We start from the raw sequence: 24606 nt of genomic DNA on the forward strand, positions 1-24606 counted from the left end.
GATCGCAGCCTGCGGCAGCTCCTACGGGATTGGGTGTTTCTGCCAATCCGCGGGTGCCGCAGGCTGCGATCTTGGCGATCTCGCCAGAGCCGCGAGATAACCGACCGTTTATCTCGCGGCATTATTTATGCTGCCGAACGGCTTAGAATCACGGCATAGAACAGTAAGAGTGACCGGTTATGGAAAGTCTGCTGAGCGAGCGCAGTCTGGTGTTTGAGCGTGCCGACCCGTATGCGGTGTCCGGCTACGTCAATCAGCACGTCGGCGTGCATTGCATCCACCTGCCCAAGGCGTCCAGCCCGCAGGCCAGCCTCAATCACCGCAAATTCGCCAGCCTCGACCTGTGCCGCATCAGCTATGGCGGCAGCGTTCACGTCACCTCGCCGGCACTGGAAACCATCTACCACCTGCAAGTCCTGCTCAGGGGCAATTGCCTGTGGCGCGGGCATAACCAGGAACATTACCTGGCGCCTGGCGAACTGCTGCTGATCAACCCCGATGACCCGGTCGACCTGACCTATTCCGCCGATTGCGAAAAATTCATTCTGAAAATCCCCACCAACCTGTTGGAGGCTGCCTGTCTGGAGCAGCGCTGGTTGTACCCGGGGCCTGGGGTGCGCTTTTCGCAGAATCGCTACAGTCCCGGCGAGCTGGAAGGCTTCGTCAATTTGCTGGCCATGGTCTGCCTGGAGGCCGAGGCGAGCGAACCGATGCTCAAGGTCCAGGAGCATTACGCCCAGATAGTTGCCAGCAAGATGCTCAGCCTGATGAAGTCCAACATCCAGCGCAGCCACCTGAGTTCGCGGGACGCGACCTTCGAGCACATCGTCGACTATATCGAGCAGAACCTGAAACAGGACATCGGCAGTGAAGAGCTGGCCTTTCAGGCCCGCATGAGCCTGCGTTCGCTGTATTCGCTGTTCGAGCGCCATGCCCGAACCACGCCGAACAACTACATTCGCCTGAAGAAGCTGGAACGGGTACATGCCTGTCTCAGCGATGAGACGTGCAACGTGCGTAACGTCACGGAGCTGGCCATGGACTATGGCTTCCTGCACCTGGGACGGTTCTCGCAAAACTATCGCCAGCAGTTCGGCGAATTGCCGTCGGACACCCTCAAGCGTCGTCACTGAATCTGCGCGCCATCCCCGCTGAATCCCCCCCCCCGTTGCCCTGTGCAGAAAATGGATAGCGATCTGCGCTCAGTGGATATTGCCGTTTGCGCCATCTTTCTAGCATGAGCCTTGCCTGAACAATAACAACGGAGGGCTGTGACCATGTCATTGCAACCTGAATACCTTCATTCACTGCTTGAAGAAGACCCGGATCAAGGCGTCTACCGCTGCAAGCGCGAGATGTTCACTGACCCGCGGTTGTTCGATCTGGAAATGGAACACATCTTCGAAGGGAATTGGCTGTACCTGGCCCATGAGAGCCAGATCCCCAACAAGAACGACTTCTACACCACCACCATGGGCCGCCAGTCGATCTTCATCGCGCGGAACAAGGACGGTGTACTCAATGCCTTCATCAATGCCTGCAGTCACCGCGGTGCGATGCTGTGCCGGCACAAGACCGGCAACAAGGCGTCCTATACCTGCCCGTTCCATGGCTGGACGTTCAACAACTCCGGCAAGCTGCTCAAGGTCAAGGATCCGGCCGAAGCGGGCTACCCGTCGAGCTTCAACTGCGAAGGCTCCCACGACCTGACCAAGGTCGCGCGGTTCGAGTCCTATCGCGGTTTTCTGTTCGGCAGCCTGAAAGCCGATGTAGTGCCGCTGGTTGAACATCTCGGTGAGTCGGCGAAAATCATCGACATGATCGTCGACCAATCCACCGACGGCCTGGAAGTGCTGCGCGGTTCGTCGAGCTACATCTACGAAGGCAACTGGAAGCTCACCGCCGAGAACGGCGCCGACGGCTATCACGTCAGCTCCGTGCACTGGAACTACGCGGCCACCCAGAGCCAGCGCAAACAGCGCGAAGCCGGCGACTCCAATCCGACCATGAGTGCCGGCAGCTGGGCCAAGCAGGGCGGTGGTTTCTATTCCTTCGACAAGGGCCACATGCTGCTCTGGACCCGTTGGGCGAACCCTGAAGATCGTCCGCTGTACGAGCGTCGCGATGAGCTGGCCCAGGACTTCGGCAAGGCTCGCGCCGACTGGATGATCGAGAACTCGCGCAACCTGTGCCTGTACCCCAACGTCTACCTGATGGATCAGTTCAGCTCGCAGATCCGCATCGCCCGGCCGATCTCGGTGGATCGCACCGAGATCACCATTTACTGCGTCGCACCTAAAGGCGAGAGCGACGACGCTCGTTCCAAGCGCATTCGCCAGTACGAGGACTTCTTCAACGTCAGTGGCATGGCCACTCCCGATGACCTGGAAGAGTTCCGCTCCTGCCAGGTCGGTTATCAGGGCAGCGGTGGCTGGAACGACATGTCCCGCGGCGCCATGCATTGGGTCGAAGGCGCCGATGCGGCAGCCCAGGAAATCGATCTGCATCCGCTGCTCAGCGGCGTGCGCACCGAAGACGAAGGTCTGTTCGTGCTGCAACACAAGTACTGGCAGGAGACCATGCTCAAGGCGCTGGCCGCCGAGCAGGCGAAAACCATTCCCGTGGAGGCCGTGTGATGAGCATTTCTCACGACGCGGTGCGTGACTTCCTTTACCGCGAAGCACGCTACCTGGACGACAAGGACTGGGACAACTGGCTGGAGCTGTACGCGGCCGATGCGAGTTTCTGGATGCCGTCCTGGGACGACAACGACGAGCTGACCGAAGACCCGCAGCGGGAAATTTCGCTGATCTGGTACGGCAATCGTACCGGCCTGGAAGATCGCATCTTTCGCATCAAGACCGAGCGCTCCAGCGCCAGCGTGCCGGACACCCGGACCTCGCACAACATCAGCAATATCGAAGTACTGGAAGTCGCCGATGGCCAGTGCAAAGTACGTTTCAACTGGCACACCCTGAGCTTTCGCTACAAGACCGTGGACAGCTATTTCGGGAGCAGTTTCTACACCCTCGACGTGCGTGGCGAGACCCCACTGATCAAGGCCAAGAAAGTCATCCTGAAGAACGATTACGTCCGTCAGGTCATCGACATCTACCATCTGTGAGGCCGTCGCCATGAGCCATCAAATTGCATTGAATTTCGAAGACGGGGTGACCCGCTTCATTGCCGCAGATGTCGGTGAAACCGTTGCCGACGCGGCTTATCGCCAAGGCATCAATATTCCGCTGGACTGCCGTGACGGCGCCTGCGGAACCTGCAAATGCTTCGCCGAAGCCGGTCGTTATGAGCTGGGCGATGAGTACATCGAAGACGCCCTCAGCGAGGAGGAAGCCGCACAGGGTTACGTGCTGACCTGCCAGATGCGCGCGCAAAGCGACTGCGTGGTGCGAGTGCCGGTGTCCTCGGACGTCTGCCGCACCCAGCAGACCAGCTATAACGCGGCCATCAGCCAGATTCGCCAGCTCTCCGACAGCACCCTTTCGCTGTCGATCAAGGGCGAGGCCCTGAGCAAACTGGCATTCCTGCCGGGTCAATACGTCAACCTGCAGGTGCCTGGCAGCGAACAGACTCGTGCCTATTCCTTCAGTTCGTTGCAGCGCGATGGCGAGGTCAGCTTCCTGATCCGCAATGTGCCGGGCGGGCTGATGAGCAGCTTCCTGACAGGATTGGCCAAGGCTGGCGATTCGATCAATCTCGCCGGACCCTTGGGCTCGTTCTACCTGCGGGAAATCCGTCGGCCATTGTTGCTGCTGGCAGGCGGAACCGGTTTGGCGCCCTTCACCGCAATGCTCGAACGCATTGCCGAGCAGGGCAGCGAACATCCGTTGCACTTGATTTACGGTGTGACCAACGACCACGACCTGGTGGAGATGGAGCGCCTGCAAGCCTTCGCGGCGAGCATTCCAAATTTCAGCTTCAGCGCCTGCGTGGCCAATCCGGACAGCGGTCATCCGCTCAAGGGCTACGTCACTCAACATATCGAACCGCAGCATCTCAACGCCGGTGATGTCGACGTCTACCTCTGCGGGCCGCCGGCGATGGTCGATGGGGTCAGCCGTTACCTGGCCGAACAGGGCATTGCGCCAGCGAATTTCTACTACGAGAAGTTCGCCGCCAGCGCGGCCTGAATCCAATCCCAAGGTTGAGGAGCTGACATGAGCATTTCACGTTTCACCGGCAAGGTTGCATTAATCACCGGCGCCGCCCAGGGCATTGGCCGACGGGTTGCCGAACGCATGGCGGCCGAAGGCGCGCGACTGGTGGTGGTCGACCGTTCGGAGCTGGTGTTCGAGTTGCGCGATGAGTTGGCCGCCAGCTGCGAAGTGCTGGCGCTGACCGCCGACCTCGAGCAGTACGTCGAGTGCGGCCGGGTAATGGCCGAGGCTATCGCACGCTGCGGCCGTCTGGATATCCTGGTCAACAACGTCGGTGGGACGATCTGGGCCAAGCCGTTCGAACATTACAAACCCGACGAGATCATGAGCGAGGTGCAGCGCTCGCTGTTCCCGACGCTCTGGTGCTGTCATGCCGCGCTGCCCTATATGCTGGAGCGGGGCAGTGGGGCAATCGTCAACGTCTCGTCGATTGCCACCCGCAGTATCAACCGCGTGCCCTATGGTGCGGCCAAGGGTGGGGTGAATGCGTTGACGGCGTGCCTGGCATTCGAAACCGCCGAACGCGGAATCCGGGTCAATGCCACCGCCCCCGGCGGCACCGAAGCGCCACCACGACGCATCCCGCGCAACAGTGTCGAGCAGACGCCTGAGGAAAAAATCTGGTACCAGCAGATCGTCGACCAGACCCGCGACAGCACACTGATGAAACGCTACGGCACGATCGATGAACAAGCGGCGGCGATACTGTTCCTGGCCTCGGACGAGGCGTCCTACATCACCGGCATGACACTGCCGGTGGGTGGCGGTGATCAGGGCTGATTGGCTGCTGCTGAAACAAGTGTGAACGCTGACCTGTGGCGAGGGGGCTTGCCCCCGCTGGAGCGCGAAGCGGTCCTAAAATCGGTAATCGTGTTGTGTCAGGGCGAACTCATTAACCGGTTTTGCGACTGCTTCGCAGCCGAGCGGGGGCAAGCCCCCTCGCCACAATTCATCACCTGATCATAGTTTTCCATTAATTGGCGGTCACTTTCGCACCACCAAATCCAGCAACGCCTCCTTCTCCTTGATTTTCTGCAACACGATTTCCGAACGGATGTCGGTCACCCCCGCCGTGCGGTTCAGCTGGTTGACGATAAAATCCGAGAAGTGTTTGAGGTTGCGCGCCTGGACCCGCAGCACATAGTTACTCGCCCCGGTAATCACGTAGGCGGTGACCACTTCCGGCCACAACTGGACCTTCTTGATGAAGGTCTCGTGCCAGTCCTCGACGTCCTGTCGCAATGACACATGGACGATGGCCTCCAGTTCGATACCCAACTTTTCGGCATTCAGCACCGCGCGATAGCCGGTGATGATTCCCTCGCTTTCCAGCAGGCGCAGACGGCGTAAACAGGCCGAGGGCGACAGTGCGACTTTCTCCGCCAATTCCTGATTGCTGATACGGCCATCCTGTTGCAGGTGATGCAGGATCCGCAGGTCTGTCGAGTCGAGAGTCATGGCTTGAATAAATCCGCGATTTTTGTGGTTGGATTCGAATTTTATTCGAGATAACTACTATATGGCTGCTCACTTTGCACGAATATTCTGCATTACTTCGTTCATTATCTGCCCATCGTGTAGCCGCGGAAAACCCCTGAAACCCGGCTCTCGCACCCAGGCTCGACCCGACTATCGCGATCTGCCCGGACGGCATGTCATTCAAGAAAACAGGACACTCAATGACGACAAGAAACGATTGCCTGGCGCTTGATGCGCAGGATGCTCTGGCTCCTCTGCGTCAGCAGTTTGCGCTCCCCGACGGGGTGATCTATCTCGACGGCAACTCCCTGGGCGCGCGCCCGGTCGCAGCATTGGCGCGTGCTCAGGCAGTGATCGCCGAGGAATGGGGCAATGGCCTGATCCGCAGTTGGAACAGTGCCGGCTGGCGCGACCTGCCTGAGCGTCTGGGCAACCGCTTGGCGGGGTTGATTGGTGCAGGTGACGGTGAAGTGGTGGTGACCGACACCACCTCGATCAACCTGTTCAAGGTGCTCAGCGCCGCCCTGCGGGTGCAGGCCACACGGGCGCCGACCCGGCGGGTGATCGTCACCGAAACCAGCAACTTCCCGACCGATCTGTACATCGCCGAAGGCCTGGCAGACATGCTGCAGCAGGGCTACTCCCTGCGTCTGGTCGACAGCCCCGAAGAGCTGCCGCAAGCGATTGACCAGGACACCGCAGTGGTCATGCTTACCCACGTCAACTACAAGACCGGCTACATGCACGACATGCAGGCCCTGACCGCGCTGAGCCACGAGTGTGGCGCGCTGGCGATCTGGGACCTGGCGCACTCCGCCGGCGCGGTGCCGGTTGATCTGCATCTGGCCGGCGCCGACTACGCCATCGGCTGCACCTACAAATACCTCAATGGCGGTCCCGGTTCGCAAGCCTTCGTCTGGGTTTCGCCTGAGTTGTGCGATCTGGTGACGCAACCGCTGTCCGGCTGGTTCGGCCATTCCCGGCAGTTCGCCATGGAGTCGCGTTACGAGCCGAGCAGCGGCATCGCTCGTTATTTGTGCGGCACTCAACCGATCACCTCCTTGGCCATGGTCGAATGCGGCCTGGATATTTTCGCCCAGACCGACATGGCCAGCCTGCGCAGCAAGTCCCTGGCCCTGACTGATCTGTTCATCCAGCTGGTCGAGCAGCGCTGCGCTGCTCATGAGCTGACCCTGATCACCCCGCGCGAACACGCCAAACGTGGCAGCCATGTCAGCTTCGAACATCCCGAAGGTTATGCGGTGATCCAGGCGCTGATCGCCCGTGGCGTAATCGGTGATTACCGCGAACCGCGGATCATGCGCTTCGGCTTCACCCCGCTGTACACCAGCTTTACCGAGGTCTGGGATGCGGTGCAGATCCTTGGCGAGATTCTCGACCGGAAGACCTGGTCCCAGGAGCAGTTCCAGATCCGCCACAGCGTGACTTGAGCGGTCTGTCGCAAACCCGATCACAATAATAAGGGGGGCACCCAGAGTGACCACGACCGACACTGGTTTTGAAAGCATATCCAACCGTGAACACGGCCTCAGACGCCAGCTCACTTCGGGGCAAATGAGCATGATCGCCATCGGCGGGGCGATCGGCACCGGGCTGTTCATGGGCAGTGCCTACGCCATCGGTTATGCCGGGCCGAGCGTGCTGCTCAGCTATGCCATTGGCGCGATCATCACCCTGCTGTTGATGGGCTGCCTGGCGGAAATGACCGTGGCCCATTCGACCTCGGGCTCGTTCGGCGCCTATGCCGAATTCTATGTCAGCCCGCTGGCCGGGTTCCTGGTGCGCTACGCCTATTGGGCGGCGATTGTGCTGGCGGTGGGCACGGAAGTGACGGCGGTGGCGATGTACATGAAGTACTGGTTCGCCAACGTCCCTGAATGGGTCTGGATTCTCTCGTTCTCCAGCATCCTGATTCTGCTCAACGCCATCAGCGTGAAGACCTTCGGCACCTTCGAGTACTGGTTCTCGACCATCAAGATCGGCGCGATTGTCGGCTTCATCATCCTCGCGGTGTATGTGGTGTACGGTTCCGGCAACCCGGACTACGGCGTGCACAACTACACAGCCCATGGCGGTTTCTTTCCCAATGGTCTGCAAGGCATGTGGATCGCGGTGATCGTGTCGATCTTCAGCTACCTGAGCGTAGAGATGATCGCGGTGGCCGCCGGTGAAGCGCAGGACCCGGAACGGGCGGTGAAGAAGGCCTTTCGCGCAACCATCGTGCGCCTGGTGGTGTTCTACCTGCTGACCCTGGCGCTGATGCTGGCGATTGTGCCGTGGGTCCAGGCCAGTCATGCCCAGAGCCCGTTCGTCACGGTCATGCAGACCATCGGTATTCCCGGTGCGACCGGGGTGATGAATTTCGTGATTCTGATCGCGGCGTTGTCGGCGATGAACAGTCAGTTGTACATCACCACCCGCATGATGTTCAGCCTGTCCCGTGGTGGTTATGCACCGAAGTCCATGGGGGTGCTGAGCAAGACCGGGATCCCGCTCAATGCCTTGTTGCTGTCGAGTTCAGGCATTGCCCTGGCGACGTTGCTCAACGTGCTGTACCCGGAAAGCTCGTTCACCTTGATGATGGCGATTTCCATGTTCGGCGCGATCTTCACCTGGTTCATGATCTTCCTGACCCACTACTGCTTCCGCCGCTACCACGAGCGCAACGGCGAGCGGCAACTGTCCTTCCGTATGCGCCTGTTTCCCTACAGCACCTTGTTGGGGCTGGTGCTGATGGGCGCGGTGATGATCACCACTTACTTCACCGAAGACTTCAAGATGACCCTGGTGTTCGGTGTGCCTTTCCTGCTGATTCTCACGTTGGTCTACGGGATTTTCTTTAGAAAACCCAAGGCCGCCGCAGCCTTGAATCCACTGCCAAAGGTTTAACGCAAAACAGCGATCAACGGCTGGTGTCGTTTGCTCATCGGACCGCTGCGGAACAGGAAACCCTGAGGGTAAAGTCTGCCCTTGGGGGAGAGTCGCGCTAGTCGCTGAGCAAGGCCTCAAGCAAGGCCCTGGCATAGCCGGGTAGATGGTCGAATGAACGCGCGCACAGCAGCAACTTTCGCTGAGCCCAGTCTTCCTGCAGTGCGACGCTTTTGAACGGCTGATCACCCGTCCAGCGCTGGACCGCCGCCAGTGGCACGATTGCCACTGCGGCGCCGCGAGCGACCATGCGGATCACCCCGTCGAAGCCTTCGGCGCGGATGCGGATTTGCATGCGGATACCGGTGTGCAGCGCCTGTTCTTCCAGGTACACCGCCAGCGCGCTATTGGCGGCCAGACCGACGTAGTCGTGAAGCAAGGTGTCGCTGAAACTCGGTGGCTCGCCGTCGGCCAAGGGATGATCGGGTGGCATGATCAGCACCAGCGGGTCGTCGCGAAAGGGCAGGGTTTCCAGGTCGTGGGTGTCCACGGCGTCGGAGACGATGCCCAGATCGGCCGCGCCCTGGCGCAGGGCGTGGGCGATGCGTTGGCTCGGCAATTCTTGCAGGTCGATGTCGAGGTTGGGGTGACTGCGCAGAAAGTCCGCGAGCAGTTCCGGCAGGTACTCGGTGATTGCCGTGGTGTTGCACAACAGCCGCACCTGACCTTTGACGCCCTTGGCGTACTCGGCCAGATCCTGTTGCATGTGCTCGGCGTGTTGCAGCAACACCCGGGCATGTTGCGCCAGGGCCTTGCCGGCTGGAGTAGGGCTGACGCCCCGCCGCCCACGCTCCAGAAAAGGCGTGCCCAGCGAAGCTTCCAGCGCCCGGATCCGCGCACTGGCCGCCGCCAGCGACAGATGGCTGCGGGCGGCGCCGGCGGTGATATTGCCGGCTTCGAGGATGTTCAAGTACAGGCGAAGGTCGGTCAGGTCGAAGTGCATGTGAAGTCGCCTGAGATGAGTGAGTTATGAGTTGACCGGGCTGACGCCTTCGCGAGCAAGCTCGCTCCCACATTGGATTTGCAGTGCACACATAATTTGCACCCAGCATATATTCCCTGTGGGAGCGAGCTTGCTCGCGATGGCGTCGGCAGCTTCAACAAAATCTTCAGGCTCTTGCAGAGCAAGAGGCTGCCTCAGTATATGGCAGATTTTCAAGGTCGATCCCAGGCTTCAGGATTACGCCATGAATACTCTCGTCGCGTTCTACCAAAACCTCGGCCTGGCCTTGTCTCTGTTGGTCATCGGCACCTTCCTGCTGGCCGGCATGATCAAAGGCGTGATCGGCCTCGGCCTGCCGACCATCGCCATGGGCCTGCTCGGTCTGGCTATGCTGCCGACGCAGGCTGCGGCGCTGCTGATCATCCCGGCGACTGTGACCAATGTCTGGCAACTGGCCTTTGGCGGGCATTTGAGTGGGCTGGTCAAACGGTTGTGGCCGATGCTGCTGGCGATTTTCGTCGGCACCGGCGCAGGTACCTTTTGGCTGGGAATCGAAGGTGGATATTGGGTGGTGCGGGCGCTGGGCGCGGCGTTGTTGCTCTATGCCTTGAGCGGTCTGTTCTTGCCGACCTTGCGGGTGAACGCCGGCACCGAGCGCTGGCTCGGCCCGCTCTGCGGCGTACTGACCGGCATCATCACCTCGGCCACTGGCGTCTTCGTGATTCCGGCCGTGCCGTACCTTCAGGCGCTGGGTTTGAGCAAGGATCAACTGGTGCAGGCCCTGGGCCTGTCGTTCACCGTTTCAATACTGGCGCTGGCCGCCGGTCTGCTCTGGCGCGGGGCGTTGGGAGGCGGCGAGCTGAGTGCTTCGCTGCTCGCCCTGATGCCGGCGTTGCTGGGCATGTTGCTGGGGCAGTGGTTGCGCCAGCGAATCAGTGCCGTGCTGTTCAAGCGGGTGTTCTTCATTGGCCTCGGATTACTCGGCGGCCACCTGTTGATCAGCGGCTAGCGGATGACGGGCTGAGCATGTCAATGCGGCGGATATCGAAATCGCATTCCAGGTAATCCATGCGCTGCTCGAAGAACTGCTTCATGTGCGGCAGGTTCGAATGCACATCCAGATGCGCCCGGGATTGCCAGATTTCGTAAAAGATAAACAGCGTCGGGTCCTGCTGGTCGCGCAGCATGTGGTATTCGATGCAGCCGGGCTCGGCGCGGCTCGGTTCCACGTAGGCGCGGAACAGCGCTTCGAAGGCTTCGGCTTTTTCCGGTTTGGTCTGGGCGTGCAGGATGAAGCCGTGCAATTCACACATGTCGATCTCCTCAAGTCTGGGTTCGAAAAGTCTACGACAACAATCCACTAGCGATTCGTGCGTGTGGGTCAAATGTATTTTGCCTGTTTCCGGCTTATTCCCTTAGCGCCCGATCGATACCCTGTCGTCATCATTTTTAACCTTCTCAATCCAGCGACTTATCCACAGCGCTGCGCATTGGACCCTGATGAGGCTCCCCATGAAAAAAGTCCTGTTGCTCAACGGTGGCAAGAAATTCGCCCACTCCGACGGTCGCTACAACTCGACGCTGCATGACGCCGCGCTGAGCGTGCTGGATCGCGGCGGTGTCGATGTGAAAGTCACCCACATCGACGAGGGTTACGACCTCGCGGAAGAGGTCGCCAAGTACCTTTGGTCCGACGTAATCATTTATCAGATGCCGGGCTGGTGGATGGGCGCGCCGTGGACCGTCAAGAAGTACATTGACGAAGTCTTTACCGAAGGCCACGGCAGCCTGTACGCCAGCGACGGCCGCACCCGTTCCGATGCCTCGCAGAAATACGGCAGCGGCGGCCTGTTGCAGGGCAAGCAATACATGCTCTCGCTGACCTGGAACGCACCGCAGCAAGCCTTCGACGACCCGACCGACTTCTTCGAAGCCAAGGGCGTGGACTCGGTGTATTTCCCATTCCACAAGGCCAACACCTTCCTCGGCATGACCGGTCTGCCGACCTTCCTCTGCGTCGACGTGATGAAGCGTCCAGCCATCGAGGCCGACGTGGCGCGCTACGAGCAGCACCTGAAAGAGGTTTTCAACCTGCCGCGGTAAGCTTCCTTTTGCCCAACATCGGGCTACTATCGACGCATCAGCAGCGACGACCTGTGGCGAGGGGGCTTGCCCCCGCTCGGCTGCGCAGCAGTCGTAAAACCAGTGCACGCGCTCTATCTGAAGATACGCGGTGACTGGTTTTAGGACCGCTTCGCGCTCCAGCGGGGGCAAGCCCCCTCGCCACAATTAAGCGGTCGCCGGGACAACTCGATAAAGAGGGGATATGTGAAAGCCAGATCCGATGAGTTGCAGATTTTCGTCTGCGTGATCGAGTGCGGGTCGATTTCCGCGGCGGCCGAACAGGTCGGGCAAACCCCTTCGGCGGTCAGCCGCACGCTGTCGCGGCTCGAGGCCAAGCTGGATACCACGCTGATCAACCGCACCACGCGGCGCATGGACCTGACCGAAGAGGGCAAGTACTTCTTCGAGCACGCCAAGCGGATTCTCGAACAAATGGATCACCTTGAAGAGCGCTTGTCCTCGCGCCAGCAGACGCCCTCGGGTCGCTTGCGGATCAACGCCGCCTCGCCGTTCATGCTCCACGCCATCGTGCCGTACATCGACGAATTTCGCCGTTTGTACCCGGACATCCAGCTGGAACTCAACAGCAACGACCTGATCATCGATTTGCTCGAACAAAGCACCGATATCGCCATTCGCATCGGGCCGTTGGCGGATTCGACGCTGCATGCCCGCTCCCTGGGTTGCAGCCCGCTGCACATCCTCGCCAGCCCCGGGTACCTGGAAAAACACGGCACACCGACGACCGTAGCGGAACTGGCCGGGCATTCGCTGCTGGGCTTTACCCAGACCGAAAGCCTCAATCATTGGCCATTGCGGCATGCCCAGGGTGACCGCTGGCAGATTCAGCCGGGAATCTGCGCATCCAGCGGTGAGACCCTGCGCCATCTGGCCCTGGAGGGACAGGGCATTGCCTGCCTGTCGCACTTCATGACCATCGATGACATCAAGGCCGGTCGCTTGACGGTGCTATTGGCCGAAGCCAATAGCGGTTATCGCCAACCGATCAATGCGGTGTACTACCGTAACTCGCAGCTGGCGTTGCGCATTCAATGCTTCCTCGACTTTATTCAGAGCAAGCTGGCGGCCTATGCCATGACGGTGTTCGAGGGCTGATTCGTGAGCTCTGCGCAAGATTGAATTGGGCAACCTGGACTTTTTCTGCCGGGATCAGTCCTCGATACTTGTTCCATCACTTACTCACGCAGGAGTCCTCTCCATGAAAGTATTCGTAACCGGTGCCGCAGGTTTTATCGGTGGCTCCATCGCCACCGGTCTGGTCAAGGCCGGTCATCGAGTCACCGGCCTGGTACGCAGTGCCGAACAAGCTAAAGAAATGACCGCATTGGGCATTACCCCAGTGATCGGTACCCTCGACGACAGCGACCTGCTGGCCGAACAGGCTCGCGCCGCTGACGCGGTGATCAACGCCGCCAGCAGCGACCATCGCGGTGCGGTCGAAGCCTTGCTCGGTGCGCTGCGCGGGACGAACAAAACCTTCCTGCACACCAGCGGTTCGAGCATTGTCGGTGATGCCAGTGGCGGCAAATCCAGCGACGTCATCTACTACGAAGACAAGCTGCCTGAGCCGACTGTGGACAAGGCAGCTCGGGTGGCCATCGACAACCTGATCCTCGCCGCGGCGCGCGAAGGCGTGAACTCGGCGGTGATCTGCAACACGCTGATCTATGGCCACAGCCTCGGCGTCAAGCGCGACAGCGTACAGTTGCCACGCTTGCTCAAACAGGCGGGTAAAAGCGGCGTGGTCCGGCATGTCGGCCCGGGTCGGAACATCTGGTCCAACGTGCATATCGAAGACGTGGTCGCGCTGTACCTGCTGGCGCTGGAGAAGAATGTGCCTGGCACTTTCTACTTCGTCGAAAGCGGCGAAGCGTCCTTCATCGAAATGACCACGGCCATCGCTCAGGCGCTGAAACTGGGTCAACCGCAAGACTGGCCGCTGGCCGACGCCGAAGCCGAGTGGGGTTATGAAATGGCCAACTACGGCCTGGGCTCCAACAGCCGGGTGCGCGGCAAACATGCCCGTGAACTGCTCGGTTGGGCGCCGCAGCGGACATCGGTGGTGGAGTGGATTCGTAACGAGATGGTGTGATTCTCGCTTGAAACCGAGGTGAGGCCATCGCGAGCAAGCCCGCTCCCACAATAGATCGCATCGCTCCAAGAAATATGGGCTGGCGCGGGACCTGTGGGAGCGAGCTTGCTCGCGATGGCGGCTTCAGCTTCACCGCAAGCTTGGGGCTAAACCTGGATCAATGCTCCAACAACCGCTCAATCCCCTCCGGCTTGTCATGCACGCCAAAGCGATCCACCAGGGTCGCGCTCGCTTCATTCAATCCCAGCACTTCAACCTCGGCGCCAGCGCTGCGCAACTTGAGCACCACCTTGTCCAGGGCCGCGACGGCGGTGATGTCCCAGAAGTGCGCGTGGGTCAGGTCGATGCAGACCTTGGGCAGGGTTTCCTGGAGATCGAAGGCGGCGCTGAATTTGTCGGCGGAGCTGAAGAACACCTGGCCGATCACCCGGTAGGTGCGCTGCGGGTTGTCGGCATCCACCGATGATTCCACCGCCAGGTAATGGCCCATCTTGTTGGCGAAAAACATCGCCGCCAGCAGCACCCCGGCCAGGACCCCATATGCCAGATTGTGCGTGCCAACCACCACCGCCACGGTGACCACCATCACGATGTTGGTCGAAATGGGGTAGCGTTTGAGATTGCGCAACGAGTCCCAGCTGAAGGTGCCGATGGAGACCATGATCATCACCGCCACCAGCGCGGCCATCGGAATACGGCTGACCCAGTCGCTGAGAAACACCACCATGAATAACAAGGCGACCCCGGCAATCAAGGTCGACAACCGCGTGCGGCCACCGGATTTCACGTTGATCACCGACTGACCGATCATCGCGCAGCCGCCCATGCCGCCGAGTAAACCAGTGGCGATATTGGCCAGGCCCTGGCCTTTGCATTCGCGGTTCTTGTCGCTCGGGGTGTCGGTCATTTCGTCGACGATGGTCGCGGTCATCATCGACTCCAGCAGACCGACCACCGCCATCGCCGCCGAGTACGGGAAGATGATCTTCAGCGTCTCCAGGTTCAGCGGCACATCCGGCCAGAGGAAAATCGGCAGCGTGTCCGGCAGCGCGCCCATGTCGCCGACGGTGCGGATATCCAGGCCCAGCCACAGCGCCACGCCGGTCAGCACCAGGATGCACACCAGGGGCGAGGGAATGACCCTGCCGATCTTCGGCACATAGGGGAACAGGTAGATGATCCCGAGGCCGGCGGCGGTCATGGCGTAGACATGCCAGGTGACGTTGATTAGCTCCGGCAACTGGGCCATGAAAATCAGAATCGCCAGCGCGTTGACGAAACCGGTGACCACCGAGCGCGAGACAAAACGCATCAACGAACCAAGCTTGAGAAACCCGGCACCGATCTGCAGCGCGCCGCACAGCAGGGTGGCCGCCAGCAGGTATTGCAGGCCGTGGTCCTTTACCAGCGTCACCATCAGCAACGCCATGGCACCGGTCGCGGCGGAAATCATCCCCGGCCGACCACCGGCGAAAGCAATCACCACCGCCATACTGAACGAGGCATACAGACCGATCTTCGGATCGACCCCGGCAATGATCGAAAAGGCGATGGCTTCGGGGATCAGCGCAAGCGCAACCACCAGACCGGCCAGCACGTCGGCGCGGATGTTGGAGAACCAGTGTTGTTTGACGGTTGAAAGCATCGAGGTGTCCAGGGTAGAGCGGGGAGTGCGAAGGGCGTGAGTTTACGGGAGTGGGGAAGAGGGTGCGACCAACCCGTCAGTGTCGGGCGCAAACCTGTGGCGAGGGGGCTTCTGTGGCGATGGGGCTTGCCCCCGCTCGGCGGCGAAGCCGTCGTAAAATCGACAAATGCGTTTTGTCTGAAAAAATGCGGTAGCAGATTTTAGGGCCGCTGCGCGGCCCAGCGGGGGCAAGCCCCCTCGCCACAAGTGATCATCAGACAGGATATTCGCGTTTCTGTTACTCAAGGCCCAACCAGATTCTCCAGCTCCTGGGCCCGGGTCCTGGTCATCTCCAGAACGCAGGAACCGGCGTTGATGCTGTCGATGGTCCCGCCAGTCAAGCTGCCGACCAATCCGCAGTTGGCGTCGCGGTACTTGATCCACATCCGCTGGACGTTCTGCAGCTGGCTCTTCTTGTCGGCCTCCAGCGTCGCCATGGCCGCCTTGTAACCTTTGTTCAGCCGGGCATCCTGCAGTTTGATTTCAGCAGTGGTGCAATCGAGCATGTTGACGGTTACGCCTCCCGACGCCTCCATGCACTTGTTGTAGGCAGGACTATCAGTGTTGTCAGCGGCATAAGCCGAGCCGCAAAACACCAATGACAGACCACAGGCAGCAAATAGGCAGCGGGGGTTCATGGTTGGCCTTTCCTGGTCAATGAGTCGTAAAGCGTAAGATCCGCAGTCTAAGCTGCGCTAAGGCATGCTGCCAGCCATCGACCTACTTGCCACCGAGCTGGCTCTGGTTCAGCCTGAAGATAATCAAGAGCGTCGGCGCCGGATCATACTGGCACTGGACGACTACCGCGGTGGCGCCGATTGTCTGCCGCTGGGAGACTGACATGAAGTACGACACGCTGATCCGCAATGCTCTGGTCATCGATGGTAGTAACACGTCGGGTTTCCTCGCCGATGTGGCGATTCTGGATGGACGCATTCAGCGTATCGACAGCTTGAATGGAGCCTGCGCCGATGAAGAGATCGATGCGGGCGGTCGAGTGTTGGCACCGGGGTTTATCGATGTGCACACCCACGACGATACCGTGGTGATCCGCCAGCCGCAGATGTTGCCCAAGCTCAGCCAGGGTGTGACCACGGTGATCGTCGGAAACTGTGGGATCAGCGCATCCCCCGTGAGTTTGCGCGGCGAGCCGCCGGACCCGATGAACCTGCTGGGTGCCGCCAGCGCTTTTGTCTACCCGCGCTTTCGCGACTACCGCGCCGCGATCGAAGCGGCGAACCCAACCCTGAATGTGGCGGCGCTGGTCGGCCACACGGCGTTGCGCAGCAACCATATGGATGACCTGTTTCGTAGCGCCACGCCCGGCGAAATCAGCGCCATGCGCGAGCAATTGCGTGAAAGTCTGGAGGCGGGCGCTTTGGGTTTATCCACAGGTCTGGCCTATGCCAGCGCCTTTTGCGCCGAGACTGATGAAGTGCTGCAACTGGCCGAAGAGCTGACGGCGTTTGGCGCGGTCTACACCACCCATTTGCGCAGCGAATTCGAGCCGGTGCTGGAGGCGATGGACGAAGCTTTCCAGATCGGCCGTCATGCCGGGGCCCCGGTGATTATTTCCCACCTCAAATGCGCCGGAGCCGGCAATTGGGGCCGCAGCCCGCAACTGCTCGCCTCCCTGGAGCGTGCCGCGCTGAGTCATCCGGTGGGCTGCGATTGTTATCCCTATGCGGCGAGTTCTTCGACACTGGACCTCAAACAGGTCACCGACGCCTTTCGCATTACCATCACCTGGTCGACACCTCATCCTGAAGTGAGCGGCCGCGACCTGCGGGACATCGCCGCCGAATGGGGCCTCCCGCTGCTGGACGCCGCTCGCCGCCTGCAACCGGCTGGCGCGGTGTATTACGGCATGGACGAAGCCGATGTGCGGCGCATCTTGGCGCATCCATTGTCGATGATCGGCTCCGATGGCCTGCCGGAAGATCCATTCCCCCATCCGCGTTTGTGGGGGGCGTTCCCGCGGGTGCTCGGGCATTTCAGTCGCGACGTGGGACTGTTCCCGCTGCACACCGCGGTACACAAAATGACCGGGCTTTCGGCAGCGCGTTTTGGCCTGGTGGAACGGGGTGAACTGCACGAAGGGCATTGGGCGGATATGGTGCTCTTCGACCCGCTACGAGTGCGCGACGTGGCCGACTTCGAGGACCCGCAACGGGCAGCTGAAGGGATTGATGGGGTATGGGTCAATGGCGTGTGCAGTTATGCGGATGGCATAGCCAATGGTCGGCGTGAAGGGAGGTTTTTGGCCCGGGCAGGGGATTTGCGGCGAGGGTTTCATTAAAAGATCGCAGCCTGCGGCAGCTCCTACGGGATTTGTGTTCACGCAGAGTTCGTGGTGAACGCGGTCATTGTAGGAGCTGCCGCAGGCTGCGATCTTTTGATTTTGCTTCCAGGAACACATGCTCGTACTCGGTATTCAGCCTGTATAGGATGACCACATTTCAATCAGGGAGCAGCACCATGAGTTTTGGAAAAACCACCCCCATCCTGCGGATATTCGACGAAGCCAAGGCCCTGGAATTTTACCTCGACTTCCTCGGTTTCACTCTCGACTGGCAGCAACGTTTCGAAGAAAACTTCCCGCTGTACCTGCAGGTCTCACGAGATGCGTGCGTGCTGCATCTGTCCGAGCACCACGGCGACAGCTCACCGGGAGCGGAAAAGCTGGCGGCGTGAGAACCTAAAAAAATGTCCAAAATTACTGGACCAGTTCAGCTTGCTCGCGATAGGGTCTCCAATTCACCAATGATTCAACTGCCAACCCCCGATCTATACCATGCCCCGATGCCCCACCGAATGCTCGTGATCCAGCGCCTTCTCGATCAGCAACAAACCCAGCTCCATCATTTGATGAATCGCCAAGGCAAGGTTGCGGTCTTTGCCGTCCAGGTCGTCGCCAAGATCCAGCACCAGAGTGGTGGCCGAACAGAATGTTTCGTAGGCGTTGGGCAACAGGGCTTCGGTGTTGATGCCGGGGGCGACGGCAAAGACGGATAGCGAACGGTCGACGGTGGTGGTTCGGGGGTTGTCGATTGGTGGCGTCAGGTAATGATCGAGGGCGCGGTTTGCGGCCTCGTGAAGTTTGCTGGAATCGAGAGATTCGTAGGGTGAGATGTTTAGAGTTTCAGGAAGGTTAGGGATGGCTTTGTGCATTGTGGTACTCCAGGGTTGAAGGGAGCTACCAAGTAAACGCGGGCCGCGACGCCCGGACGCTGATATGCAGCGACCGGCGAAGGTTAGCCACGGGCCCAAGTCAACGCAACCTCAAAAACCTGTCGGAAATTTCTGTGTTCCTACGCGAGGTTGATCGCTCCAAATTTCAGGCCATGCCGTTGTGCTGTGTCCAGAAGGCAACGCAAAAGAAATGTGCTAGGCTCAATCAATGATTTCATTGATTGCACGAGGGGCGCATTCATGGCCAGTATTACTATTCGCAATCTGGACGACCAGATTAAAGAGCAACTGCGCATCGAGGCGGCTCACCATGGCCACTCGATGGAGGAAGAAGCACGCCTGATCCTCGGGCGGGCACTGGCCCAGGTCAATCGTGCCGGAGGCCTGGGCAGCCGGATTCGCGCTCGATTCAGCGCGAGTGGAGGGGTTGAGCTCGACCTGCCTGCTCGTCATGAGAAAGCCACTGCCGTGGATCTCACCGAATGATTGTGCTGGATACCAATGTTCTATCGGAGTTCATGCGCGCTGAACCTGCGATTCAAGTACTGGCTTGGGTTGATGCGCAACCGGCAATGGATCTGGTCATCAGCGCGATCACCGTGGCCGAAATTCTCCACGGTATCGCCCGTCTCCCTGCCGGCAAGCGCAAACAAGGACTGGGGGCCCAGGCGATGGCGATGTTCGAAGAGGATTTTGCTGGCAAGATCCTGCCCTTCGACGCTCATGGGGCCGTCGAATACGCCATGTTGGTGGCCGGTAGTGAGGCCAACGGGCGCGCAGTCTCCATGGCGGACGCGCAGATCGCGGCGATCTGTCGAGTACACGGAGCATCGATTGCGACGCGCAATGTGCGCGATTTCGAGTTTTCCGGCTTACCTGTTATCAATCCGTGGGACGCTTGAACGAGAAAAAAGCGGCGTAACTGAACTTGGTTCCAGGGCGCTTATTGAATAGTCATCGCGAGCAAGCCCGGTCCCACATTGGATCTGTGTCGGCGTGATCGACACATAACCTGTGGGAGCGAGCTTGCTCGCGATAGGATCTCTAATTCACCACTTATTCAACCGCCCACAATGTGATCAATCACACCCGAAAATGACTGACCATCATCTGCAACTGATTGCCCAGTCGCGCCAGCTCGACGCTGGATGCCGCGGTTTCGTCGCTGGCGGCGGCGGTCTGTTCGGAGACGTCGCGCACGTTGATGATGCTGCGGCTGATCTCTTCGGCCACGGCGCTTTGCTGCTCGGCGGCTGCGGCGATCTGCTGGTTCATCGACTGAATGTTCGACACCGTGCGGGTGATGTTTTCCAGGGAGGTGCCGGCCTTGCGGGTCAGTTCGACGCTGCTGTCGGTCAGGCTGCGGCTGTTGTTCATTACCGTGGCCACTTGCTGGGTGCCGTTCTGCAAACCGGCAACCAGCCCCTGGATTTCTTCGGTGGATTTCTGCGTACGCTGGGCCAGGCCGCGGACTTCGTCGGCGACCACCGCGAAGCCTCGACCGGCTTCACCGGCGCGGGCTGCTTCGATGGCCGCGTTGAGCGCCAGCAGGTTGGTCTGTTCAGCCACGGCTTTGATCACGTCCATGACGCTGCCGATCTTGTCGCTCTCTTGCTGCAGCACATTCATGGCATCGGTGGAGCGCGCGACCTCGGTGGCCAGGCGCTCGATCTGGGCGATGGCTTCGGCGACCACTTTGTCACCTGCGCGGGCTTCGCCGTCGGCGGCCGCCGCGGCTTGCGAGGCGTGTTCGGCGTTACGCGCGACTTCCTGCACAGTGGCCGTCATTTCGTGCATGGCGGTGGCCACCTGATCCGTCTCAATCCTCTGGCTATGGACCCCGGCACTGGTTTGTTCAGTGACGGCCGACAGCTCCTCGGCGGCGCTGGCGATCTGCGTGACGCCGTCGCGAATGCCACTGATCAAGTCGCGCAAGGTCACGCCCATGCGCGCGATGCCTTGCTGCAACACGCCAAGTTCGTCGCGACGGGTGACGCGCACATCGTGGGTCAGGTCACCCGAGGCGATGCGTTCAACCACGGCCAGGGTTTCGCGCAACGGGCGGGTGATCTGCCGGGTGATGATCACCGCGGCCAGCACGCCAACCAGTAACGCCAGCAGCGTGCTGACCAGTTGCAACGTCCGCGCCCGAGCGCTTTCCGCATCGCGTCGATCGAGCTGGATCTGGTACAGCGCATCGCTCTGAGCGACGATGGCGCTGCCTTGTTCGGTCATTTCCTTGCGTGCCTGAATCGCCTCGCTGTTCGCCACTTTGTAGTCCAACAGAGCGCTACGGTAGCGGATCAGGGCACTTTCCAGCTGACTCAGGGCGTCTTGCTGGGTGTCGGCAAAATGCGCATTGAGGTCTTTCAGGCTGGCGATGGCCGCGTCCAGTTGTGCGACGGCCTTTTGCTCGGTTTGCGGGTTGCTGCTGGCGGTGTAGCCGCGCACCTCATAACGGGCGAGCTGAAATTCTTCCCGGGCCTGGGAGATGGCCTGGAACTGTTCGAAGCGCTGATCGCTCAAGGGCATCTGCTGCACGCGAGTGTTGATCGCGCTGATCAACCCGTTGGCGCTGTCGGCGTTGTCGTCCATGAGCTGGCGAGCAGCGTTGCCGGTGCGGTAGGCGTTGCGCATTTTGTTCAGCGATTGTTGGTAGGCACCGATGGTTGCGCTTTGCGCTCTGAGGAGCTTGAGGTTTTCCGGACTCTTGAAACTATTAAGCAGGGATTGTTGCTGGGCAACGAAGCCGTCAAGGGTGGTTTGCACGTTCTGCGCGGCGGTTTCGTCGCCATTGGTCAGCATGTACTGCAAGCGGCTGATGCGTAGTTTGGTCAGGCCGGCGTTCAGCTGGGTGATGTCGCTCATCCAGTTGCTGCGGTCGATCAGCCCACCAAGGCTAGTCCACCCAGTCAGGGCGAGGAGAGTGGTGAGTGCCAGTACCAGGCCGAAACCCAGGCCCAGTTTCAGGTTGACGCTGATGTTGCCGAACCAGCTATTCATCGAATTCCTCCAGGAACAGTGCGAGTGTTGATCGTCAGTGGCTGGAAGTTTGTTGTTTTTGGTAGCCAGCAAGGTTTGTCGTAGGGGGTGTATCGGCAGCAAACGCGAGAGCTGAAACGATTTTTGTCCGGTCTCTCAAGCTTTTTTTCACATTCATTTCACTCAGTCCCTACCTTCTGCCCCCTAAAGTTTCGCTCAGCCGTTGAGCGGTGGGTGCCGGTCTATCACCCCAAAAAACAGACATTCTCAAGCGCGCAGTTGTTCTCGCTGTGCGGTGCGGTTCATTGCCAGGTTTTGGCCAAAGTGGCGGGTTGGTTGTGCAGTTAAGACTCGATTTTATTGGTGTCAGGCGTTCCCTGGGCTTGAGGGGCATTGCCAGGTATAGAAATGCGGCCGTGATACTGGTGTCCGCCGTGTTTGTCCTGGCACTGACCCTCTTTCTTCTGAAGCCCGCGGCAGTCCCCGATCTCGCCAATGGCAACGCCTCGGTAGTGGCGCAGCTGAAAGCGGATTGGGCCAAGGGCGAGATGATCGTGCTGGTTCGTCACGTCGAGCGTTGTGACCACTCCCGCGCCACCTGCCTTGGCAGTGCCGACGGTATTACCGAGCGCTCGCGCAACGTCGCCGCAGCGATCGGTTCGCAGTTCAGGCGGTTGGATCTGAGCCAGGCGGATATCTACAACAGTCCGTTGACCCGAGCGGCGCAGACATCTTCCTACATGTTCAATAAGGTCAGTTCGGGCCAGGACTGGCTGATCCGCTGTAAGGGTCACATGCTCAGTGATGCCCTCAGCCACAAGGTGCCTGGCCGGAACCTGATCCTGGTGACGCACAGTGAATGCATGTCGCAGCTGGAAAGCGACATGAAGTTCTCTTCGTCGACGCTGGGCTACGGCGCATCGCTGTTTGTTTCAACCGCAGGAATCGCCGGGAAACCGCAGATGCTCGGTTTCATTGAAGCCAGCGACTGGGATTCAATTCAATCGTCATCAAACAAATAGACGGGCTTGCCTGTTCAATCAGGAAAAAAGATGCGGACTTCTTCTCGCTACCGATTTTATTGGGTGAATTTTGGTATTCCGCTGTTCTGCGCTGCCGTGGTGTTTTTGTTGTTTGATCTGACAACAATAGATATTGCCTTCAGTGATCTTTTTTACGATCCGGTGACTCAATTGTTTCCGTTGAATCATGTTCGCCTGTTTGAACAAATCACCCATAAATGGGCGCGGATCATTCCGAACTGGACAGGCGAAGCGGCGATTATCGGTGCGTTGACATCGTTTCTCTGGCCGCGGTTGAAGGCCGATAAACATGCCAGGGGTATCGCGTTTCTGGATAAGGTGCGGATTGCTCCACTGCTCAGGTTTGCGACCAGGCACCGCCGGGACTTCCTCTACGTGGTGTTTGCATTCTCGATCTGTACCGGGGTCATCCATTATCTGAAAGGCCACACCAGTGTGTACTGCCCGGTTGAAACCACTCAGTACGCTGGCAAAATCGAACACAAAGAGTGGTACCAGAATTTCGACCTGCTGAAAGTCGCAGGCCCGGTCCGCTGCTGGCCAGGTGGTCATGCCTCGGGTGGCTTCACCATGCTCGCCTTGTACTTCGTGGCTCGCCGCTATCGCTGGCGCCATTCCAAAGCAATCCTGTGCGGGTCGTTGTTGCTCGGCTTTGTCTATGGCACGACCCGGGTACTGCAGGGCTGGCACTACATGTCCCACACCTTCTGGGCAGGGATCTTCGTCTGGCTCGCCTGCCTGCTGACGGCGCTGGCGTTTTACGGGCGAGCGCGGCTTGAGCTGCCGGTTTTGCAAAAGAATGTAGAACCGCTGGAGGGTGCTCAGCCGCAGTCGATTGGCTGAGGGGCCAGGGCAGGTGGTATCACGGACGGGACGGTGTTTTCGCGGGTAGAGGTCAATGCCCCGTCAATGGCAACCTGACGATGAACTCGCTCCCCTTGCCATCACCGTCGCTGAGGCCGATCACCGTGCCGCCATGGGCTTCGACCAGTTCGCGGACCACGGTCAGGCCGATGCCCAGGCCGGCTCCATTGAAGCCCACGGCGTGCACGTCCTGGACAAAGGGGTCGAAAACAAACGGCAGGGCCTTTGCCGAAATGCCGATGCCGTTGTCGCAAACACTCATCACCAGCGTGTCGGCTTCGACCGTTACGGACAGGCTGACGATGCCGCCAGCTGGGGTGTATTTGGCCGCATTCCCCAGGACGTTGCCGAGGATCTGAGTGAGGCGCACCGGGTCGCCGTTCACCGTCAGCGTCCCCTCAGGAAGTCGGGCGCTGAAATGCAATTGGTGAGCGCTCATCACTGAGCTGCAGACTGCGATGGCTTCATGGATGATCTGCACCATGTCCACGACGCGGCAATCGAGGCGCAATTTGCCGGTGCTGGCGCGGGAGACGTCCAGCAGGTCGTCGACCAGCCGTGACATGTGCTGAACCTGGCCTTCGATCAGCGCCTGCATCCGCGGCAGCTCTTCGCTAGGCACCCGCACCAGGCGTCCGGCGATCATGCTGATGGGGGTCAAGGGGTTGCGCAGTTCATGGGCGACCAGGGTGAGAATATCCCGTTGCTGGCCCAGTGCCTGTTCGGCCGAAGCTTGAAGGTTTTGCGCACTGAGTGCGGCGATCACCAGTTGTGCGTTGGCTTCGCGCAGCTCCAGATACAGGCGTTGTTGTTCCGAGGGCAGCGGCGTTTGTGCATCTGACTGCGCCAGGAGTATTGCCAATACCAGCTGTTGATTGGCCTCGATCAGTTGCTCGATCTGTTGGTTGTCCCCCAGACGATTATTGGCATCGACCAGCTCTTGTTGCAGCGCGGCGAGCACCGCACGCGCTTCAACGGTTTTTTGGCCAAGCAGGAAAAGTTCGCGCGCGGCACTGGCCATCGCTCCCTCATTCTTGCCATTGGCCTCATTCATTGTG

General features: G+C 59.8%; 24 protein-coding genes and 3 pseudogenes. 18 read left to right on the forward strand and 9 right to left on the reverse strand.

Features of this window, described 5'->3' with window-relative positions:
- Positions 1 to 179 precede the first annotated feature (179 nt).
- The 5 genes from F8N21_RS12435 (at position 180) to F8N21_RS12455 (ending at position 4955) form a co-directional block, all read left to right on the forward strand.
- Complete coding sequence (locus tag F8N21_RS12435) at positions 180 to 1133, forward strand: AraC family transcriptional regulator (protein WP_150642425.1); 954 nt, start codon at positions 180 to 182, stop codon at positions 1131 to 1133.
- Between the two features lie 144 nt (positions 1134 to 1277).
- The gene (gene benA / locus F8N21_RS12440) at positions 1278 to 2636 is read left to right on the forward strand and encodes a benzoate 1,2-dioxygenase large subunit (RefSeq protein WP_150642426.1); all 1359 of its coding nucleotides are present in this window, start codon (positions 1278 to 1280) and stop codon (positions 2634 to 2636) included.
- Positions 2636 to 3124: a benzoate 1,2-dioxygenase small subunit gene (benB, locus tag F8N21_RS12445; RefSeq protein WP_150642427.1), complete on the forward strand. Its 489-nt coding sequence runs from the start codon at positions 2636 to 2638 to the stop codon at positions 3122 to 3124. The genes benA and benB overlap by 1 nt, the downstream gene beginning before the upstream one ends.
- Positions 3125 to 3134: 10 nt before the next feature.
- Entirely contained in the window at positions 3135 to 4148 is a 1014-nt protein-coding gene (gene benC / locus F8N21_RS12450) for a benzoate 1,2-dioxygenase electron transfer component BenC (RefSeq protein ID WP_150642428.1), read from the forward strand.
- Between the two features lie 33 nt (positions 4149 to 4181).
- Entirely contained in the window at positions 4182 to 4955 is a 774-nt protein-coding gene (locus F8N21_RS12455) for a 1,6-dihydroxycyclohexa-2,4-diene-1-carboxylate dehydrogenase (protein WP_150642475.1), read from the forward strand.
- 204 nt (positions 4956 to 5159) lie between these two features.
- On the opposite strand, the gene F8N21_RS12460 is transcribed toward F8N21_RS12455, so the two are convergent.
- The gene (locus tag F8N21_RS12460) at positions 5160 to 5633 is read right to left on the reverse strand and encodes an Lrp/AsnC family transcriptional regulator (RefSeq protein ID WP_150642429.1); all 474 of its coding nucleotides are present in this window, start codon (positions 5631 to 5633) and stop codon (positions 5160 to 5162) included.
- Between the two features lie 221 nt (positions 5634 to 5854).
- Between F8N21_RS12460 and kynU the strand changes: the two genes are divergently transcribed.
- Both kynU and F8N21_RS12470 read left to right on the forward strand, forming a co-directional pair.
- Positions 5855 to 7105 carry a kynureninase gene (gene kynU / locus F8N21_RS12465; RefSeq protein ID WP_150642430.1) on the forward strand — a complete coding sequence of 417 codons (1251 nt, stop codon included), beginning with the start codon at positions 5855 to 5857 and terminating at the stop codon, positions 7103 to 7105.
- Between the two features lie 46 nt (positions 7106 to 7151).
- Positions 7152 to 8564, forward strand: a complete 1413-nt coding sequence (locus F8N21_RS12470; RefSeq protein ID WP_150642431.1) for an amino acid permease — start codon at positions 7152 to 7154, stop codon at positions 8562 to 8564.
- A 97-nt stretch (positions 8565 to 8661) separates the two neighbouring features.
- On the opposite strand, the gene F8N21_RS12475 is transcribed toward F8N21_RS12470, so the two are convergent.
- The gene (locus F8N21_RS12475; protein WP_150642432.1) at positions 8662 to 9546 is read right to left on the reverse strand and encodes a LysR substrate-binding domain-containing protein; all 885 of its coding nucleotides are present in this window, start codon (positions 9544 to 9546) and stop codon (positions 8662 to 8664) included.
- A 244-nt stretch (positions 9547 to 9790) separates the two neighbouring features.
- On the opposite strand from F8N21_RS12475, the gene F8N21_RS12480 reads away from it, so the two are divergent.
- Positions 9791 to 10555, forward strand: coding sequence for a sulfite exporter TauE/SafE family protein (locus F8N21_RS12480; RefSeq protein WP_150642433.1), 765 nt, complete (start codon positions 9791 to 9793; stop codon positions 10553 to 10555).
- Here the strand turns inward: F8N21_RS12480 and F8N21_RS12485 are convergent.
- Positions 10545 to 10859, reverse strand: a complete 315-nt coding sequence (locus F8N21_RS12485; RefSeq protein WP_150642434.1) for a putative quinol monooxygenase — start codon at positions 10857 to 10859, stop codon at positions 10545 to 10547. The two genes, F8N21_RS12480 and F8N21_RS12485, sit on opposite strands and share 11 nt — an antisense overlap.
- 199 nt (positions 10860 to 11058) lie before the next feature.
- Between F8N21_RS12485 and F8N21_RS12490 the strand changes: the two genes are divergently transcribed.
- The 3 genes from F8N21_RS12490 to F8N21_RS12500 all read left to right on the forward strand — a co-directional run bounded on the left by F8N21_RS12490 (position 11059) and on the right by F8N21_RS12500 (position 13783).
- Positions 11059 to 11649 carry an NAD(P)H-dependent oxidoreductase gene (locus tag F8N21_RS12490; RefSeq protein ID WP_150642435.1) on the forward strand — a complete coding sequence of 197 codons (591 nt, stop codon included), beginning with the start codon at positions 11059 to 11061 and terminating at the stop codon, positions 11647 to 11649.
- A gap of 225 nt (positions 11650 to 11874) precedes the next feature.
- Positions 11875 to 12786: a LysR family transcriptional regulator gene (locus tag F8N21_RS12495; protein ID WP_150642436.1), complete on the forward strand. Its 912-nt coding sequence runs from the start codon at positions 11875 to 11877 to the stop codon at positions 12784 to 12786.
- 103 nt (positions 12787 to 12889) lie between these two features.
- On the forward strand, positions 12890 to 13783 hold the full coding sequence (locus tag F8N21_RS12500) for an NAD-dependent epimerase/dehydratase family protein (protein ID WP_150642437.1): 894 nt from the start codon (positions 12890 to 12892) through the stop codon (positions 13781 to 13783).
- A 157-nt stretch (positions 13784 to 13940) separates the two neighbouring features.
- Here F8N21_RS12500 and F8N21_RS12505 read toward each other — a convergent pair whose 3' ends face one another.
- Together F8N21_RS12505 and F8N21_RS12510 are read right to left on the reverse strand one after the other, a co-directional pair.
- A complete protein-coding gene (locus F8N21_RS12505; protein ID WP_150642438.1) occupies positions 13941 to 15428 on the reverse strand; it encodes a SulP family inorganic anion transporter in 1488 nt (495 codons plus the stop codon).
- Positions 15429 to 15709: 281 nt separating this feature from the next.
- Positions 15710 to 16105, reverse strand: coding sequence for a lysozyme inhibitor LprI family protein (locus tag F8N21_RS12510; RefSeq protein WP_150642439.1), 396 nt, complete (start codon positions 16103 to 16105; stop codon positions 15710 to 15712).
- Between the two features lie 61 nt (positions 16106 to 16166).
- On the opposite strand from F8N21_RS12510, the pseudogene F8N21_RS12515 reads away from it, so the two are divergent.
- The 3 genes and pseudogenes from F8N21_RS12515 to F8N21_RS12525 all read left to right on the forward strand — a co-directional run.
- A pseudogene (locus F8N21_RS12515) lies at positions 16167 to 16307 on the forward strand (MurR/RpiR family transcriptional regulator); the annotation flags it as partial.
- Position 16308: 1 nt separating this feature from the next.
- Entirely contained in the window at positions 16309 to 17766 is a 1458-nt protein-coding gene (locus F8N21_RS12520) for an N-acyl-D-amino-acid deacylase family protein (RefSeq protein WP_150642440.1), read from the forward strand.
- Between the two features lie 179 nt (positions 17767 to 17945).
- Positions 17946 to 18143 (forward strand): annotated as a pseudogene (locus F8N21_RS12525) (glyoxalase superfamily protein); the annotation flags it as partial.
- 111 nt (positions 18144 to 18254) lie between these two features.
- On the opposite strand, the gene F8N21_RS12530 reads toward F8N21_RS12525, so the two are convergent.
- Positions 18255 to 18638: a DUF6124 family protein gene (locus tag F8N21_RS12530; protein WP_150642441.1), complete on the reverse strand. Its 384-nt coding sequence runs from the start codon at positions 18636 to 18638 to the stop codon at positions 18255 to 18257.
- Positions 18639 to 18899: 261 nt separating this feature from the next.
- Between F8N21_RS12530 and F8N21_RS12535 the strand changes: the two genes are divergently transcribed.
- Positions 18900 to 19145, forward strand: coding sequence for a FitA-like ribbon-helix-helix domain-containing protein (locus F8N21_RS12535; protein ID WP_150642442.1), 246 nt, complete (start codon positions 18900 to 18902; stop codon positions 19143 to 19145).
- On the forward strand, positions 19142 to 19561 hold the full coding sequence (locus F8N21_RS12540) for a type II toxin-antitoxin system VapC family toxin (protein ID WP_150642443.1): 420 nt from the start codon (positions 19142 to 19144) through the stop codon (positions 19559 to 19561). Before F8N21_RS12535 ends, F8N21_RS12540 begins: the two co-directional genes overlap by 4 nt.
- 181 nt (positions 19562 to 19742) lie before the next feature.
- Here the strand turns inward: F8N21_RS12540 and F8N21_RS31465 are convergent, their stop codons facing one another.
- Together F8N21_RS31465 and F8N21_RS31470 are read right to left on the reverse strand one after the other, a co-directional pair.
- Positions 19743 to 20606: a methyl-accepting chemotaxis protein gene (locus tag F8N21_RS31465; RefSeq protein ID WP_412071639.1), complete on the reverse strand. Its 864-nt coding sequence runs from the start codon at positions 20604 to 20606 to the stop codon at positions 19743 to 19745.
- 42 nt (positions 20607 to 20648) lie between these two features.
- Positions 20649 to 21662 (reverse strand): annotated as a pseudogene (locus F8N21_RS31470) (methyl-accepting chemotaxis protein); the annotation flags it as partial.
- A 317-nt stretch (positions 21663 to 21979) separates the two neighbouring features.
- Here F8N21_RS31470 and F8N21_RS12550 point away from each other — a divergent pair.
- Both F8N21_RS12550 and F8N21_RS12555 read left to right on the forward strand, forming a co-directional pair.
- Entirely contained in the window at positions 21980 to 22663 is a 684-nt protein-coding gene (locus F8N21_RS12550; RefSeq protein ID WP_150642476.1) for a histidine phosphatase family protein, read from the forward strand.
- A 30-nt stretch (positions 22664 to 22693) separates the two neighbouring features.
- Complete coding sequence (locus F8N21_RS12555) at positions 22694 to 23527, forward strand: phosphatase PAP2 family protein (protein WP_150642445.1); 834 nt, start codon at positions 22694 to 22696, stop codon at positions 23525 to 23527.
- 52 nt (positions 23528 to 23579) lie between these two features.
- On the opposite strand, the gene F8N21_RS12560 is transcribed toward F8N21_RS12555, so the two are convergent.
- The gene (locus F8N21_RS12560) at positions 23580 to 24602 is read right to left on the reverse strand and encodes a sensor histidine kinase (RefSeq protein ID WP_150642446.1); all 1023 of its coding nucleotides are present in this window, start codon (positions 24600 to 24602) and stop codon (positions 23580 to 23582) included.
- Positions 24603 to 24606 lie beyond the last annotated feature (4 nt).

The organism is Pseudomonas fluorescens, from assembly GCF_902497895.1.
GTDB classification, from domain to species: Bacteria; Pseudomonadota; Gammaproteobacteria; order Pseudomonadales; family Pseudomonadaceae; genus Aquipseudomonas; species Aquipseudomonas fluorescens_BP.